At 72.2% G+C, this 15925-nt stretch carries 12 protein-coding genes; 10 read left to right on the forward strand and 2 right to left on the reverse strand.

The window, feature by feature from the left end; genetic code table 11:
• Positions 1-11 precede the first annotated feature (11 nt).
• Positions 12-1232: a GAF domain-containing protein gene (locus tag IEZ24_RS03510; RefSeq protein ID WP_129455542.1), complete on the reverse strand. Its 1221-nt coding sequence runs from the start codon at positions 1230-1232 to the stop codon at positions 12-14.
• 104 nt (positions 1233-1336) lie between these two features.
• Here IEZ24_RS03510 and IEZ24_RS03515 point away from each other — a divergent pair, with 104 nt between their 5' ends.
• The 10 genes from IEZ24_RS03515 to IEZ24_RS03560 all read left to right on the forward strand — a co-directional run bounded on the left by IEZ24_RS03515 (position 1337) and on the right by IEZ24_RS03560 (position 14215).
• Positions 1337-3181, forward strand: a complete 1845-nt coding sequence (locus tag IEZ24_RS03515) for a flavin-containing monooxygenase (protein ID WP_129455543.1) — start codon at positions 1337-1339, stop codon at positions 3179-3181.
• Between the two features lie 3 nt (positions 3182-3184).
• A complete protein-coding gene (locus IEZ24_RS03520; protein WP_129455544.1) occupies positions 3185-4108 on the forward strand; it encodes an L-lactate dehydrogenase in 924 nt (307 codons plus the stop codon).
• A 24-nt stretch (positions 4109-4132) separates the two neighbouring features.
• Entirely contained in the window at positions 4133-5242 is a 1110-nt protein-coding gene (locus tag IEZ24_RS03525) for a GuaB3 family IMP dehydrogenase-related protein (protein WP_129455545.1), read from the forward strand.
• 115 nt (positions 5243-5357) lie between these two features.
• The gene (locus IEZ24_RS03530) at positions 5358-5951 is read left to right on the forward strand and encodes a hypothetical protein (RefSeq protein ID WP_207206842.1); all 594 of its coding nucleotides are present in this window, start codon (positions 5358-5360) and stop codon (positions 5949-5951) included.
• A 266-nt stretch (positions 5952-6217) separates the two neighbouring features.
• On the forward strand, positions 6218-7930 hold the full coding sequence (locus tag IEZ24_RS03535) for a glycerol-3-phosphate dehydrogenase/oxidase (RefSeq protein WP_129455546.1): 1713 nt from the start codon (positions 6218-6220) through the stop codon (positions 7928-7930).
• Positions 7931-8047: 117 nt separating this feature from the next.
• Positions 8048-9676 carry a succinic semialdehyde dehydrogenase gene (locus IEZ24_RS03540; protein WP_129455547.1) on the forward strand — a complete coding sequence of 543 codons (1629 nt, stop codon included), beginning with the start codon at positions 8048-8050 and terminating at the stop codon, positions 9674-9676.
• On the forward strand, positions 9673-11388 hold the full coding sequence (locus tag IEZ24_RS03545; RefSeq protein ID WP_129455548.1) for a GMC oxidoreductase: 1716 nt from the start codon (positions 9673-9675) through the stop codon (positions 11386-11388). The genes IEZ24_RS03540 and IEZ24_RS03545 overlap by 4 nt, the downstream gene beginning before the upstream one ends.
• A gap of 216 nt (positions 11389-11604) precedes the next feature.
• Positions 11605-13182, forward strand: a complete 1578-nt coding sequence (gene guaA, locus IEZ24_RS03550) for a glutamine-hydrolyzing GMP synthase (protein WP_129455549.1) — start codon at positions 11605-11607, stop codon at positions 13180-13182.
• Between the two features lie 71 nt (positions 13183-13253).
• On the forward strand, positions 13254-13583 hold the full coding sequence (locus IEZ24_RS03555; protein ID WP_129455550.1) for a hypothetical protein: 330 nt from the start codon (positions 13254-13256) through the stop codon (positions 13581-13583).
• Between the two features lie 77 nt (positions 13584-13660).
• The gene (locus IEZ24_RS03560; RefSeq protein WP_129455551.1) at positions 13661-14215 is read left to right on the forward strand and encodes a GNAT family N-acetyltransferase; all 555 of its coding nucleotides are present in this window, start codon (positions 13661-13663) and stop codon (positions 14213-14215) included.
• A gap of 64 nt (positions 14216-14279) precedes the next feature.
• Here the strand turns inward: IEZ24_RS03560 and IEZ24_RS03565 are convergent, their stop codons facing one another.
• Positions 14280-15743 carry an HNH endonuclease signature motif containing protein gene (locus IEZ24_RS03565; RefSeq protein ID WP_129455552.1) on the reverse strand — a complete coding sequence of 488 codons (1464 nt, stop codon included), beginning with the start codon at positions 15741-15743 and terminating at the stop codon, positions 14280-14282.
• Positions 15744-15925 lie beyond the last annotated feature (182 nt).

Here is a 15925-nt window from a genome sequence, read left to right on the forward strand (position 1 = left end):
TTGCCGAAGCCTCACGCGCCGGTGCGCCAGCGTCGTACGACCGGCGCGGAGGACCGCGGCAGCGCGGACGAGCGGTCCCCCCGCATCTCCGTGCCGGGGCCGGTCGCCAGCCGGTAGGGGCCGGACAGCAGCAGGCTGCCGGCGAGCCGCCGCAGCCGTGACATCTCGGCGCGCACGGTCACGGTGCGGCTCGGGTCGTCGAACAGGTCCTCCGAGAGCTGGGTGGCCGTCCGCCCGTCGGGACCGGCGGCCAGGAGGGACAGCAGGATCTCGGCGTGCCGCGGCGACAGGGCGCGCGACCACGAGCCGCTCGGCCCGCTGACGCGCAGGCGTGGGTCGCCGTCGAGGTCGAGCACCAGCGCGGTGGTCGAGGGGTCGGCGGTCTCGCCGTCCTCGAGGCGCAGCAGCCAGCCGCCGTCGAGCGGCTCCGCGGTCGCGTGCCCCAGCAGGGGGAGCCACACGCGGCCGGCACCCAGGCGGTCGGGGAGCGCCACCCGGTCGGGGCTGTGGCTGCCGATGGAGGCGGCCAGGTGGCCGGCGTGGTCGATGGCGAGGGCATCGCCCGTGAGCCCCGCGAGCAGCGGCGCGGCGCGGGCCCGCAGCCGGTCGAGGTCGGCGCGGTGGCGGGCGACCAGCTCGGAGGAGGTCATCTGCGCGGCCAGCTGCACCAGCGCCAGCTCCGCGGGGTGCATGCCGCGGCTCGGGCCGCTGACGTCGAGCACGCCCAGGGTGCGACCCGTCCACGGGTCGACGAGCGGTGCCGCCGCACATCCCCACCGGGTGTGCGACTCGACGAAGTGCTCCGGCCCCTGCACGTGCACCGCGGTGCCGAGCACGAGCGCGGTGCCGATGGCGTTGGTGCCGACGTTGGCCTCGGTCCACGCGGAGCCGCCGACGAACCCGAGGTCGTCGGCGAGACGGCGTACGCCGCTGCTGCCCAGGCGCCACAGCACCCGGCCCTCGGCGTCGGCCACCACGACCAGCTGCCCGGCGTCGACCACCGGGGCCAGGGACTCCGCCAGCCGCGGGACGAGGTCGGCCAGCCCGCTCGCAGCGCGCCGTCGCTCGAGCTCGGACTCGGCCAGCGGCGGGACCTCGGCACCGGCGCCCGGGTCGAGCCCGGCGGCGGCGACGCGGCGCCACGACGCGGCGATCTCCGTACGTGCGCCGGGCGCCCGCGCGGCACCGGACATCGCCGCCTCCCGGCTGCGGTGCAGGTCGCGATCAGTCATGCGTGGGTCCCTCCGGCCGAGCGGATGCAACGTCTCGCAACCCTGTCGCCGCCCGCCGCGGGAGGTGTGTGCTCGGTCACACCAGCGTAGGCGAAGGAGAGACGATGACCCAGACCCTGGATCCCGGGACCGACACCACCACGGGCACCGAGGCCGACCCGCAGGCGCGCGTCGACGCGTGGCTCGCCCGCTTCGAGGCGGCCGTCGCCGCCGGCGACGCGCAGGCGGGGGCGGCCCTGTTCGCGACCGACTGCTACTGGCGCGACCTGGTGGCCTTCACCTGGAACATCAAGACCGTCGAGGGCCGCGACCAGGTGGCCGACCTCATCGGCAGCGTCGGGCAGCGGGTCGCCCCTGCCGGCTTCGCCACCACCGAGCCGCCGGACGAGGCGGACGGCGTGGTGACCGCCTGGATCGGCTTCGAGACCGCGGTCGGCCGCGGCAACGGCCTGCTGCGGCTGACGCAGGAGGACGGGGAGGACCGGGCGTGGACGCTGCTCACCGCCCTCTACGAGCTGAAGGGGCACGAGGAGCCCCGCGGCACGCACCGCCCGATGGGCACCCAGCACGGCGCGACCAAGGAACGGGTGACCTGGAAGGAGCAGCGGCAGGCGGAGGCCGAGAGCCTCGGCAGCACGACCCAGCCGTACGTCCTGGTCATCGGCGGCGGGCAGGGCGGCATCGCCCTCGGCTCGCGGCTGCGCCAGCTCGGCGTACCCAGCCTGGTCATCGACAAGCACCCGCGCCCGGGCGACCAGTGGCGCAACCGCTACAAGTCGCTGTGCCTGCACGACCCCGTCTGGTACGACCACCTGCCGTACCTGAAGTTCCCGGACAACTGGCCGGTCTTCGCGCCCAAGGACAAGATCGGCGACTGGCTCGAGTCCTACGTCAGGATCATGGAGGTGCCCTACTGGTCGAGCACGGTGGCCACCAGCGCCACGTGGTCGGAGGAGACGGGGGAGTGGACCGTCGAGGTCGAGCGCGAGGGCAGGCCGCTGACCCTCCGCCCGACGCAGCTGGTCTTCGCCACCGGCATGAGCGGCAAGCCGCGGATGCCCGAGATCCCGGGCACGGACGTGTTCCGCGGCGACGTGCACCACTCGTCAGCGCACCCCGGCCCCGACGCGTACGCCGGCAAGAAGGCCGTCGTGATCGGGAGCAACAACTCCGCCTTCGACATCTGCGGCGCGCTGTGGGAGCACGACGCGGACGTCACCATGGTGCAGCGCTCCTCGACGCACATCGTCAAGAGCGACAGCCTGATGGAGTTCGGTCTCGGCGACCTCTACTCCGAGCGCGCCCTGGCCGCCGGGGTCACGACGGAGAAGGCGGACCTGATCTTCGCCTCGTTGCCCTACCGGATCCTGCACACGTTCCAGATCCCCGCCTACGAGGCGATGGCGGAGAAGGACGAGGACTTCTACGACCGGCTGGAGCAGGCCGGCTTCCGCCACGACTGGGGTGACGACGGGTCGGGGCTGTTCATGAAGTACCTCCGTCGCGGCTCGGGCTACTACATCGACGTCGGCGCCGCCGAGCTGGTGGCGAACGGCGAGGTGAAGCTGGCCCACGGCCAGGTGACCCACCTGACCGAGGACGCAGTGGTGCTGGAGGACGGCACCGAGCTGCCGGCCGACGTGGTCGTCTTCGCCACCGGCTACAACTCGATGAACGGGTGGGTGGCGGACCTGGTCGACCAGGAGACCGCCGACCGCCTCGGCAAGTGCTGGGGCCTGGGCTCGGACACCACCAAGGACCCCGGGCCGTGGGAGGGCGAGCAGCGCAACATGTGGAAGCCCACCCAGGTCGACAACCTCTGGATGCACGGCGGCAACCTGCACCAGTCGCGGCACTACTCGCTCTACCTCGCGCTCCAGCTCAAGGCGCGCTACGAGGGGATCGAGACGCCGGTCCACGGGCGGCAGGAGGTGCACCACCTAGGCTGAGGCATGACCTCCGCGAAGATCGCCATCGTCGGTGCCGGCGCCGTCGGCTCCACGCTCGCGTACGCCTGCCTGGTGCGCGGCGTCGCGACCACGGTCGCACTGCACGACGTCGACGCCGACAAGGTGCGCGCCGAGGAGCTCGACCTCCGCCAGGGCCTGCAGTTCCTGCCGACCGCCCACGTGGAGGCCTCCACCGACGTGTCGGTGTGCGCGGGCGCGCAGGTCGTCGCGGTGACCGCCGGGGCCAAGCAGCAGCCCGGCCAGTCCCGCCTCGACCTCGCGGCCTCGACGACGAGCATGCTCCGCACGCTCATGCCGGCCCTCGTCGCGGCAGCCCCGGACGCACGGTTCGTGATGGTCACCAACCCCGTCGACGTCGTCACCTACGCCGCGCAGAAGCTCACCGGGCTCGGCACCGAGCAGCTCTTCGGCTCGGGCACGGTGCTCGACTCGGCGAGACTGCGCGGCCTGGTCGCGGCGCACTGCGGGGTCGCGGTGCAGAACGTCCACGCGTACGTCGTCGGCGAGCACGGTGACAGCGAGATCCCGCTCTGGAGCACCGCGAGCATCGGCGGCGTACCCGTCACCGACCTCGTGAGCGAGGCCGACCGCGATGCCATGGCCGCCGAGGTCGTCGGCGCGGCCTACGAGATCATCAAGGGCAAGGGAGCCACCAACTACGCGATCGGCGTCTCGGCGGGCCGCATCATCGAGGCGGTCCTGCGCGACGAGAAGCGCGTGCTGCCGGTGTCCACGCTGCTCACCGACTACCACGGCATCGGCGACGTGTGCCTGTCGGTGCCGACGGTCGTGGGCCGGGGCGGGGCCGAGCGCCGCCTCGAGGTCCCGATGAGCGACAGCGAGCTCGCGGGGCTGCGCGCCAGCGCCGACCGCATCCGCGCCACCGCCCGCGACCTCGGCTTCTGACCCGACGCCGTTAGGCTTCGGCTCGTGACCGAGATCGAGATCGGCCGTGCCAAGCGCGGTCGCCGCGCCTACTCCTTCGACGACATCGCGATCGTGCCCTCGCGGCGCACCCGCGACCCCGAGGAGGTCAGCACCGCCTGGCAGATCGACGCCTACCGCTTCGACATCCCCGTGCTGGCGGCGCCGATGGACTCGGTCATGTCGCCGTCGACCGCGATCGCGCTGGGCCAGATGGGCGGCCTCGGGGTGCTCGACCTCGAGGGCCTCTGGACCCGGTACGACGACCCGACCGGGCTGCTCGAGGAGGTCGCCGGCCTCCAGGGCGCCGAGGCGACCCGCCGCATGCAGGAGATCTACGCCGAGCCGATCAAGCCCGAGCTGATCACCGCGCGGCTGAAGGAGATGCGGGCGGCCGGGGTCACCGTCGCCGGCTCGCTGTCGCCGCAGCGCACCAAGGAGCACGTCAAGGCCGTCGTCGACGCCGGCGTGGACATGTTCGTCATCCGCGGCACGACCGTCTCCGCCGAGCACGTCAGCAGCCAGTCCGAGCCGCTGAACCTCAAGGAGTTCATCTACGAGCTCGACGTCCCCGTCATCGTCGGCGGCTGCGCGACCTACCAGGCCGCGCTCCACCTGATGCGCACCGGCGCCGCCGGCGTGCTCGTCGGCTTCGGGGGCGGCGCCGCGCACACCACCCGTACGGTCCTCGGCGTCGCCGTGCCCATGGCGAGCGCGGTCGCCGATGTCGCCGCCGCCCGCCGCGACTACCTCGACGAGTCCGGCGGCCGCTACGTCCACGTCATCGCCGACGGCTCCATCGGCAGCTCCGGCGACATCGCGAAGGCCATCGCCTGCGGCGCCGACGCCGTGATGATCGGCTCGCCGCTCGCGCGGGCCACCGAGGCGCCGGGCCGGGGCTTCCACTGGGGCAGCGAGGCCACGCACGCCGAGCTGCCGCGCGGCCAGCGCGTCGAGTTCGCCCCGGTCGGGACGCTGGAGGAGATCATGTTCGGCCCCTCCCGCACGGCCGACGGGACCATGAACCTCATCGGCGCCCTGCGCCGCGCGATGGCGACCACGGGCTACACCGAGGTCAAGGAGTTCCAGCGCATCGAGGTCGTCGTCCAGCACTGATTGGGATGACGGAGTCACGAGGTCGTCCAGTGACTCCACGGCTCCGCGACCTGCTCGTCCACAGATCGTCGCTGGCGTCTGGCAGGACCCGCCCCGGCCGCGCAGGGTGGGAGCCATGCGCGAGGACCCGGCCCTGACCGAGCTCGCCAGCCTGCTCGCGCCCCAGTGTGGCGTCGTCTCGCGGCGCCAGGCGCTGGACCGCGGTCTGCAGCCGAACGACCTTCGTCGGCTCGAGCGTCGACGTGACCTGGTCCGCGTCCTGCCCCGTGTGTACGTCGACCACACCGGCGCTCCGACCTGGCTGCAGCGGGCATGGGCCGCGGTCCTCTACGCATGGCCGGCCGTTCTCGTCGGGGAGTCGGCGCTGCGCGCTGCCGACGGCCCCGGTCGTCCCGGGCACGATGCGGGAGCCATCCACGTCGGCATCGCACCAGAGCGCCGGATCCTGGCGGTGCCGGGCATCGTCGTCGTGCGCACGGCCGGGCTCGAGGAGCGGGCGCGGTGGAACCTGGGCCCGCCCCGGATGTCCTACGACGAGGCCGCGCTCCGCGGCGCGCGTTCCTCGAGGGCGTCCTCGCGGACGTGGCTGCCGGGACGTGCTCGGTGCTCGAGCACGCCTACCTCACCGGCGTCGAACGCCCGCACGGCCTGCCGAAGGCTCTGCGGCAGGTACGCGAGGTCACGGCCAGCGGGGTGGTCTGCAGCGTGACCGCGACTTCGAGCGAGACCTCGATGCCGCGGTGGCCGGAGCAGGCACGGTGCGCCTGTCCTGGGGCCAGGTGGTCGGCCGACCCTGCCGGACCGCGGACAAGCTCTCCGCGCTGGTCCGCCGACGAGGTGGCCCGCCGGCGCACCCGTGCGGACCGGGGTGTGCGGTCCGCGTCGTGGCCTGATCGAGGAGAGTGGAGTCACAAGGTCACGGGGCGCCCTTGCGGCTCCGCGTTCCGGCTTCGGTCGGCCTGCGACAATCGGGGCATGACGCTCGCCAAGGCCCTCGATGCCGACCAGCGCGCCGACGCGCTCCACCAGCTCGGGTCGGGCGAGCTCGACGTCCTGGTGGTCGGCGGCGGCATCGTGGGGGTGGGCGCCGCGCTCGACGCGGTGACCCGTGGGCTCAAGGTCGGGCTGGTCGAGCAGCGCGACCTCGCCTCCGGCACGTCCTCGCGCTCGTCCAAGCTTGTGCACGGCGGGCTGCGCTACCTCGAGATGCTCGACTTCGCACTGGTCAAGGAGGCCCTCGAGGAGCGCGGGCTGCTCCTCACCCGGCTCGCGCCCCACCTCGTACGCCCGGTGCCGTTCCTCTACCCGCTCGAGCACGCGTGGGAGCGGCCGTACGTCGGGGCCGGCGTCGCGCTCTACGACGGCATGGCGATGGCCGGCAAGTACGACATGGGCGTGCCCAAGCACAAGCACGTCTTCCGCAAGCAGCTCGCCCGGATGGCGCCCGACATCAGGACGGACACGCTGCACGGCGCGATCCGCTACTACGACTGCCAGGTCGACGACGCCCGGCTGGTGATGACCATCGCGCGCACCGCCGCCAACAACGGCGCGCACGTCGCGACCCGCACCAAGGTGACGGGGTTCCTCCGCGACGGCGAGCGGGTGGTCGGCGTACGCGCCCGCGACCTCGAGGGCCAGCGGGACCTCGAGATCCGCGCGCGGGTCGTCATCAACGCCGCCGGCGTGTGGACCGACGAGGTGCAGAAGCTGATCGGCGGGCAGGCGCAGCTCGACGTCGACGCCAGCAAGGGCATCCACCTCGTCGTGCCCCGGGACCGGATCCGCTCCGAGTGCGGGTTCATCACCAAGACCGAGAAGTCGGTGCTCTTCGTGATCCCGTGGGGCCACTTCTGGATCATCGGCACGACCGACACCGCCTGGGACTACGACCTCGCGCACCCTGCCGCGAGCAAGACCGACATCGACTACCTCCTCGGGCACGTCAACCGTCTCCTCAAGGACCCGCTCGACCACCGCGACGTCATCGGCGTCTGGGCCGGGCTGCGCCCGCTGCTCAAGCCGATGCGCAAGGAGGGTGACATGGGGGAGACCACGAAGCTCTCCCGAGAGCACACCGTCACCAACCCGGTGCCCGGCCTCGTCCTGGTCGCCGGGGGCAAGCTGACGACCTACCGCGTCATGGCGAAGGACGCCGTCGACCACGCCATCCGCGACTTCGACGCCACGCCCGCCTCGATCACCGACCGGGTGCCGCTGATGGGCGCGTGGGGCCACGAGGCACGCACCAACCAGCGGGTCGCGCTGAGCAGGTCGTCGGGCCTCGACGTCGGCGTGATCGACCACCTGCTCGGCCGCTACGGCGGGCTCGTCGACGAGCTGCTCGAGCTCATCCACGAGCGTCCCGAGCTGGGCGAGCCGCTCCCCGGAGCGGAGCACTACCTGCGCGCCGAGGTCCTCTACGCCGCCACCCACGAGGGCGCGCGCCACCTCGACGACGTGCTGGCCCGGCGTACGCGCGTGTCCATCGAGACCTTCGACCGCGGGATCTCCGCGGCCCGCCCGGCCGCCGAGCTGATGGCCGAGGCGCTCGGGTGGGACGAGGCGCAGGTCGCGGACGAGGTCGACCACTACCTGCGGCGCGTCGAGGCCGAGCGGCAGAGCCAGCTCATGCCGACCGACCAGGAGGCCGACGAGGCGCGCGTCAAGGCGCCCGAGATCGTCTGACCCGGACTTGCGGGCCCGGCGCCGGGCCCGTTGGACAAATGTGGTCGAAGTGTCAAATGCTGGGATGAAGTGACCAACCAGTAGCAACCGGGGTCGAGGGCGACCTACGCTGCACGGATGAGTGAGCACAGCCACACCGGCGCGTCCTCCGGCGGCTCGATCAGCGACGGACCCGCCGACCCCGAGCACGACAGCACGGCCGCCTACGGCCTCGACCGGGCGTACGTCGCGAGCCTGACGCGCCGCGTCGTCAGCACCACCGGCGAGACGGCCGCCGTGGCCTCGCCCATCGGGCGTACCCCGCTCGCGCACGTCCCGCAGTCGAGCCCGGCCGACGTGGCCGAGGCGTTCGCGCGGGCGCGCCGGGCCCAGGCGTCGTGGGCGGCGACCTCGATCGACGACCGCGCCGCCGCGCTGCTGCGGCTGCACGACCTGCTCCTCGACCGCCAGGACGAGCTGATCGACCTGGTCGTGTGGGAGTCCGGCAAGGCCCGCAAGGACGCCTACCTCGAGGTCGCGCACCTCGCGCTGACCGCGCGCTACTACGCCCGCACCGCCCACGAGCACCTCGACAGCGTGCGCGTCGGCGGCATGTTCCCGCTGCTCACCCGCGCCGAGGTCAACCGGGTGCCCAAGGGCGTGGTCGGCATCATCTCGCCCTGGAACTACCCGCTCAGCATGGCCCTGTGCGACGGCATGCCGGCCCTGCTCGCCGGCAACGCCGTCGTCGCCAAGCCCGACGCGCAGACGATGCTGACCGCCCTGCTGGCCGCGCAGCTGCTCGACGAGGCCGGCTTCCCGCCGGAGCTGTGGCAGGTCGTCGCCGGCCCCGGCCCCGAGGTGGGCGGCGCGATCGTCGCGCACGCCGACTACGTCTGCTTCACGGGCTCGACCGCCACCGGCCGCAAGATCGCGCAGGGTTGCGCCGACCGGCTCATCGGCTGCTCGCTGGAGCTCGGCGGCAAGAACCCGATGCTCGTCCTCCGCGACGCCGACGTGCAGCGCGCGGCGGAGGGCGCCACCCGCGCGGTGTTCTCCAACGCCGGGCAGCTGTGCGTGTCGATGGAGCGGCTCTTCGTCGCCGACCAGGTCTACGACCGGTTCGTCGACGCCTTCGTCTCGCGCACGCAGGCGATGACCCTCGGCGCCAGCCACGAGTGGTCGGTCGACATGGGCTCGCTGATCTCGCAGGCGCAGCTCGACACCGTCACCGCCCACGTGGAGGACGCCGTCGCCAAGGGTGCGCACGTGCTCACGGGTGGGCGGCACCGGCCCGACCTCGGGCCGTTCGTGTTCGAGCCGACGATCCTCGAGGGGGTGTCGGCCGACATGGAGTGCTTCGGCAAGGAGACCTTCGGCCCGGTGGTCTCGATCTACCGCTTCCACAGCGAGGACGAGGCGGTCGACCGCGCCAACGACGGCCAGTACGGCCTCAACGCCTCGATCTGGACGCGGGACGCCGCCCGCGGCCGCGCGATCGCCCGGCGCATCAAGTGCGGCACCGTCAACGTCAACGAGGCCTACGGCGCGACGTTCGGGTCGCTCGGCGCGCCGATGGGCGGTATGCGCGAGTCGGGCATGGGCCGCCGCCAGGGCGCCGAGGGCATCCTGCGCTACACCGAGTCCCAGTCCGTCGCGACGCAGCGCCTGATGCCGATCGCGCCGATGTTCGGGATGTCGGAGGAGACCAACGCCAAGGTCATGACCGCCGCGCTGCGCGTGCTCAACAAGCTGGGCCGCGCGTGAGCGCCCCGACGCACTACGACGTCCTCGTCGTCGGGTCCGGGTTCGGCGGCTCGGTCACCGCGCTGCGACTCACCGAGAAGGGCTACAGCGTCGGCGTGCTGGAGGCGGGCGCGCGCTTCGAGGACGACGACCTGCCGGAGAACGGCGGGGACGTGAAGAAGTTCCTGTTCCGCCCCGAGGTGGGGCTCTACGGCATCCAGCGGATCGACATCGTCCGCGACTGCCTCATCCTGGCCGGAGCCGGTGTGGGCGGCGGTTCGCTCAACTACGCCAACACGCTCTACGAGCCGCTCGAACCGTTCTACCGGGATCCGCAGTGGGCGCACATCACGGACTGGAAGTCCGAGCTGGCGCCCTACTACGACCAGGCCAAGCGGATGCTCGGCGTGACGGAGTACGCCAGGACGACGCCCGCCGACGTGGCGATGAAGAAGGTCGCGGACGAGATGGGCGTGGGCGACACCTTCCACCCCACGCCCGTCGGGGTCTTCTTCGGCGAGCCCGGCCAGCCCGAGGGAGAGCGGGTGCCCGACCCGTTCTTCGGCGGCGCCGGACCCGACCGCACCACCTGCATCAACTGCGGCTCCTGCATGACCGGGTGCCGCCACAACGCCAAGAACACCCTCGTCAAGAACTACCTGCACCTCGCCGAGCAGGCGGGCGCCGTCGTCCACCCGCTCACCACGGTCACCGACGTCCGGCCCCGCGACGGAGGCGGCTACGAGGTCACCGCCCGCTGGACCAAGGCCAAGCTGTCGCGGCGTACGGCCACGAAGATGTTCACGGCCGACCAGGTCGTGTTCTCCGCCGCCGCGATCGGCACGCAGCGACTGCTGCACCGGCTCAAGGCCGAGGGGTCGCTGCCACGGATCTCCGACCGGCTGGGTGTCCTCACCCGCACGAACTCCGAGGCCATCCTCTGGGCGACGGCCAACGACGACTCGGTCGACTGGTCGGAGGGGGTGGCGATCACCTCCAGCTTCCACCCCGACGAGCACACCCACGTCGAGCCCGTCCGCTACGGCCCCGGCCGCAACGTGATGCCGCTGATGGCGACGGTGCTGGTCGACGAGGTGACGGGCGAGAAGCGGTGGCGCACCTGGGGCAAGGAGCTCTGGCGCCAGCGCAACGGGCTGCGCGACCTCTACTCGCTGAACACGTGGTCGCGTCGGACCGTGGTCGCCCTCGTGATGCAGACCCTGGACAACTCGATCACGACGGTGTGGCGCACGCGCGGCGGCGTCGGCTACATGTCGTCGGTGCAGGGCCACGGCGCACCCAACCCCACCTACATCGCCGCCGCCTACGACGCCGTACGCCGCCTCGCGCGGATCATGGGCGCGCGTCAGGCGTACGGCGCCGTCGGGGAGCCGCTCGGGATGCCGCTGACGGCCCACTTCATCGGGGGCTGCGCGATCGGCGACTCCCCGGAGGCCGGCGTCGTCGACCCCTACCAGCGGATGTACGGGTACGAGGGCCTGCACGTCGTCGACGGCTCGGCGGTCTCGGCCAACCTCGGGGTGAACCCGTCGCTGACGATCACCGCGCAGGCCGAGCGGGCGATGGCGTTCTGGCCCAACAAGGGCGAGGCCGACCCGCGCCCTGCGCTGGGCTCGACCTACCGCCGGCTGGTGCCCGTCGAGCCGAAGAACCCCGTCGTGCCGGACGCCGCGCCGGGTGCGCTGCGCCTGCCGATCGTCGGCGTCAGCTGAGCTGCAAGATTCATCCGGCCGGGCCGTAACCAGCACTCCCAGGGGTCGTTGGGCCGAGTAAGGGGTCCGGCAGTCATGCTCCCTCCCAAGGGTCGGGCTCCGAGTCTCGGCGCTGCTCGCAGGGCTGGGACTCAAGCGTCAGGGCCCGATCACCCTCCCTCCCCGATCGGGCCCTGATGCGATTTCGGGGAGCGACGTCTCGATAGACTCCGCGGCGTGACGCAGCCTGCAGAGCACGACCTGGTCCTCGTCGTCGACTTCGGGGCCCAGTACGCCCAGCTCATCGCGCGGCGCGTACGCGAGGCGCGGGTCTACTCCGAGATCGTGCCGCACACGATGCCCGTCGCCGACATGCTCGCGCGCAACCCCAAGGCGATCATCCTGTCCGGCGGGCCGTCCAGCGTGTACGCCGAGGGTGCGCCCGGCATCGACACGGCCGTCTTCACGGCCGGTGTCCCGGTCTTCGGCATGTGCTACGGCTTCCAGCTGATGGCCAAGGGCCTCGGCGGCGAGGTCGCCCACACCGGCGCGCGCGAGTACGGCCGTACGCCCGTCGCCGTCACCGAGCCCGGCACGCTGCTCGCCGGGATCCCGGGCGAGCACAAGGTCTGGATGTCGCACGGCGACTCGGTCGCCCAGGCGCCGGAGGGGTTCACCGTCCTCGCGTCCACCGACGTCACGCCGGTCGCCGCCTTCGAGGACGTCGGCCGCGGCCTCGCGGGCGTCCAGTGGCACCCCGAGGTGCTGCACTCCGAGCACGGCCAGAAGGTCCTCGAGCACTTCCTGCACCACATCGCCGGTGCCCGGCAGACCTGGACGATGCTCAACATCGCCGAGGAGCAGATCGAGCGGGTGCGCGAGCAGATCGGCGACCGCGGGCTCGCGATCTGCGGGCTGTCGGGCGGTGTCGACTCCGCGGTGGCCGCGGCGATCGTGCAGCGCGCCATCGGCGACCGGCTGCACTGCGTCTTCGTCGACCACGGCCTGCTCCGCGAGGGCGAGGCCGAGCAGGTCGAGCGCGACTTCGTCGCCGCGACCGGCGTCAACCTCCACGTCTACGACGCCCGTGAGACGTTCCTGGCCGCCCTCGCCGGGGTCACCGACCCGGAGGAGAAGCGCAAGATCATCGGCCGCGAGTTCATCCGCGCGTTCGAGGCCGCCGAGGTGCAGGTCCTGGGTGAGGCTGCCGAGCAGGGCGAGAAGGTCGGCTTCCTCGTGCAGGGCACGCTCTACCCCGACGTCGTCGAGTCCGGCGGCGGCGCCGGCACGTCCAACATCAAGTCCCACCACAACGTCGGCGGCCTGCCCGAGGACCTCGAGTTCGCGCTCGTCGAGCCGCTGCGCACCCTGTTCAAGGACGAGGTACGCCTCGTCGGTGAGCAGCTGGGCCTGCCCGCCGAGATGGTGTGGCGCCAGCCGTTCCCCGGGCCCGGCCTCGGCATCCGGATCATCGGCGAGGTGACGGCCGACCGGCTCGACATCCTGCGCCGCGCCGACGCGATCGCCCGCCAGGAGCTGACCCGCGCCGGCCTCGACCGCGACATCTGGCAGATGCCGGTCGTGCTGCTCGCCGACGTCCGCTCCGTCGGCGTACAAGGTGACGGCCGCACCTACGGCCACCCCGTCGTGATCCGCCCCGTCACCTCCGAGGACGCGATGACCGCCGACTGGGCGCGGCTGCCCTACGAGGTGATGGAGCGCATCTCGACCCGCATCACCAACGAGGTCGAGGAGATCAACCGGGTCACCCTCGACATCACCTCGAAGCCGCCGGGCACGATCGAGTGGGAGTGATCCGGGCTGAGGCTCGCAGCATTGCCTCACCACGGCTTGATCTTCGGCCCTCTGACTGTCACGGTCGGCAGATGGCGCACGTGCACGGTCTGCTGCTCGCGGAGTTCGAGGCCGCCGCCTCCCGTGCCGCTGCGGTGCGGCCCGAGGTCGACGAACAGACCGCGCGCGAGCTGATGTCCGAAGCAGCGGAGATGCTGCACAACAGCCTGGCGCTCGAGGCGCTCACCGAGGGCGACGCGGCCGTCGTCGTCCGCAACCTCGCCTCCGACCTGACGGCGCCCGACCCCGGGGCGGCCGTACGGGCCAGGTCCGCGGCGCTCGACCAGGAGCGCGCCGGGCTGGACGAACCCGATGTCGTGGCGGAGACGTACCTCCTGTGTGCGGCGGTGCTCCAGCTCTGACGGGGACGTCCCCGTCGAGGCCCGTTCGGCGTCCGGCTGGTCGCGTCGCTGGCGACGTGCGCCCCTAGCCTGTGGGCATGGACACCCAGTTCGCCGATGACGTGCTGGAGGGCGACGGCTTCCGTCTGAGCCCTCTCGGCCCCGGTGACATCGAGGACGTCACCTCGGCGTGCCGCGACGAGGTCACCCAGCGATGGCTACCGCTGCCACTGCCCTACACCCCGGAGGTGGCCCGCGCGTTCGTCGAGGAGGTCGCACCCGGGATGCGCACGAGCGGTGCAGGTCTGGTGCGACGGATCGAGGTCGACGGCCGCTTGTGCGGCGTCATCGACCTGAAGAAGACCGACTGGCGAGGGCGCACGACCGAGATCGGCTACTGGGTCGCGCCCTGGGCGCGAGGACGCGGCCTTGCGGGCAAGGCGTCGAGAGTCCTTGCCGACTGGGCTCTGACCGATCAGGACATGGCGCGAGTCGTGATCCGCTGTGCGACCGGCAACGTGCCTTCGCAGAGGGCCGCCCTGTCGGCCGGGTTCGTCCACGAAGGAGTCGCGCGGTCGGCCGGGATCGTCCACTCCGGACGCGTCGACCTGGAGGTCTTCAGCAAGATCCCGTCGGATCTGGACGTGGCGTAGCAGCGCAGTGGTGCCGTGCTTCGCGCCCCCTAGGCGTTTGTCTGTCAGGGGGTGCGGTGCGGGGTCATCGTCGGCGGGGTCGCGGGACGCCGGGCGGATCTGGTGGGTCGAGTGCGGTGGTGCCTGATCTGTCGCGTCGGTAGCGGTGGCCGTGGGGGCTGGTCCACTCGAACACCCCGGGCGCGGTCATCCGGTAGTTCCAGGCCGAATGCGTCTTGAGCCGGTGGTGGAACCGGCACAGGCAGGCGAGGTTGTCGCTGCGAGTCGGGCCGGGCTGGGGTCTGCCTTCGGCTTCGGCGTGATGGTCGTAGGCGGTGATGTGGTCGATGTCGCAGCCGCGAGCGGGTCTCGTGCAGGACGGGAACACGCAGGTGCGGTCGCGGAGGATGATCTGCTCGCGGATCCGGTCGGGGACCTCGTAGCCCTGCGCGGTGAGCTGGGTGTTGAGGTCGATGACGGGCTTGATGGTCACCTTCGTACGGGAGTCGGCACACCACGATCGGATCTGGTCGAGCAGCACGAGGCGCTGCCCGTTCTCCATGCGACCCGTGGGGCCGAACACGGTCTGCTCGCCGACCACGGAGGCGTCGAAGTGGGCGTGGATGACGACCTCGCGCGCGGCCGGCAGGTCCGGCCGGTCGTCGGTGGAGTCCACTCGGTCCTGTCTGCTGGTGTCCGGGTGCGGCCCGCTGGCGCGGTCCGTGCCCGGGCCCCCGGGCAGGAGGTCGAGCGCGGTCTGCGTGCGGGCGAGGTCCCCGAGGGCCTTGGCCCGCCGCACGTTGAGCGATTCGGTCGAGCCGAGGGCCTTCTGGAGTTCTGCGTGGTGGGCGACGGCACGGTCGAGGTCGAGGGCATCGGCGATGTCGAGGTCGGCCTCCAGGTGCAGGGTGCCGGCGTAGTGCACGTCGTCGGTGTCCACGGTGACGTGGCGGGGGTCGACGTGCTGCCACCCCTCCTCGGGGTCCTTGGTGGGGTCGGCGGTGGCGAGGTCGTAGCGCTTGATGGTCTCGGCGAGGAGCCGGTCGAGCTGCGCCTGCCCGATCCGCCCGGCCACGGCGGCGACCTGGGAGTCGACGAACCCCGCCGCCTCACGGGTGAGGGAAGGAGCCGCGTGGATAGTGGTCTCCGCGACGGCCCTGGCCCGCCACGCCGGCACCTGCCCGGCGTGGACCTGGCCCCACAACCGCGGGAGCCGGTGGCGCAGCTCGAGGGCGTGGCCGATGAGCTTCTTCGCCGCCGTGGTCGAGATGCCGAGGACGGTGCCGAGCTCGGCGACGCAGAACTCCGCCACCAGCGGAGTCCCGTCGCCGGCGATGGGCTCCTCGTGCTCACACCCCGGCACCGTGAACGAAGCCGCGTCGTGGATCGACTCCGGCGGGTGCAGGTCCGCCCAGCGGGCCGCGAGGACCAGCTGGTCTGCCGCAGCCCGGTGCTCGGCGGCCTTGCGGTCACGGATCGCGGACAGCACATCGGAGGCCGAGAGGTCGTCTGCGACCCCTCGTGCCCCGGCTGCCAGCCCGTCGATCATGTGATCGAGTGTAGTCGTCGGGTCCGACAACGGCCGTGCCCGCGGATGGTTGCCGGCAAGTGCATCTGGACTGGTTTCGACACGGTCGCTGCGCGACCTGCTCAACCGGCGGAGGGCGGGAGCGGGATGGTTTCGAGGCTTGCTGCGCTCGCACGTCGACCACCGAGACTGCAGGCGTCGGG

Origin of the sequence: Nocardioides ganghwensis, assembly GCF_014779655.1 — a bacterium.
In the GTDB taxonomy this organism is placed as follows: domain Bacteria; phylum Actinomycetota; class Actinomycetes; order Propionibacteriales; family Nocardioidaceae; genus Nocardioides; species Nocardioides ganghwensis.

What these genes read in the sequence shown, in the direction of transcription:
- IEZ24_RS03510 (WP_129455542.1), bottom strand. Translation starts at nt 1,232, where the DNA reads ATGACTGATCGCGACCTGCACCGCAGCCGGGAGGCGGCGATGTCCGGT.
- IEZ24_RS03515 (WP_129455543.1), top strand. Translation starts at nt 1,337, where the DNA reads ATGACCCAGACCCTGGATCCCGGGACCGACACCACCACGGGCACCGAG.
- IEZ24_RS03520 (WP_129455544.1), top strand. Translation starts at nt 3,185, where the DNA reads ATGACCTCCGCGAAGATCGCCATCGTCGGTGCCGGCGCCGTCGGCTCC.
- IEZ24_RS03530 (WP_207206842.1), top strand. Translation starts at nt 5,358, where the DNA reads ATGCGCGAGGACCCGGCCCTGACCGAGCTCGCCAGCCTGCTCGCGCCC.
- IEZ24_RS03535 (WP_129455546.1), top strand. Translation starts at nt 6,218, where the DNA reads ATGACGCTCGCCAAGGCCCTCGATGCCGACCAGCGCGCCGACGCGCTC.
- IEZ24_RS03540 (WP_129455547.1), top strand. Translation starts at nt 8,048, where the DNA reads ATGAGTGAGCACAGCCACACCGGCGCGTCCTCCGGCGGCTCGATCAGC.
- IEZ24_RS03555 (WP_129455550.1), top strand. Translation starts at nt 13,254, where the DNA reads ATGGCGCACGTGCACGGTCTGCTGCTCGCGGAGTTCGAGGCCGCCGCC.
- IEZ24_RS03560 (WP_129455551.1), top strand. Translation starts at nt 13,661, where the DNA reads ATGGACACCCAGTTCGCCGATGACGTGCTGGAGGGCGACGGCTTCCGT.
- IEZ24_RS03565 (WP_129455552.1), bottom strand. Translation starts at nt 15,743, where the DNA reads ATGATCGACGGGCTGGCAGCCGGGGCACGAGGGGTCGCAGACGACCTC.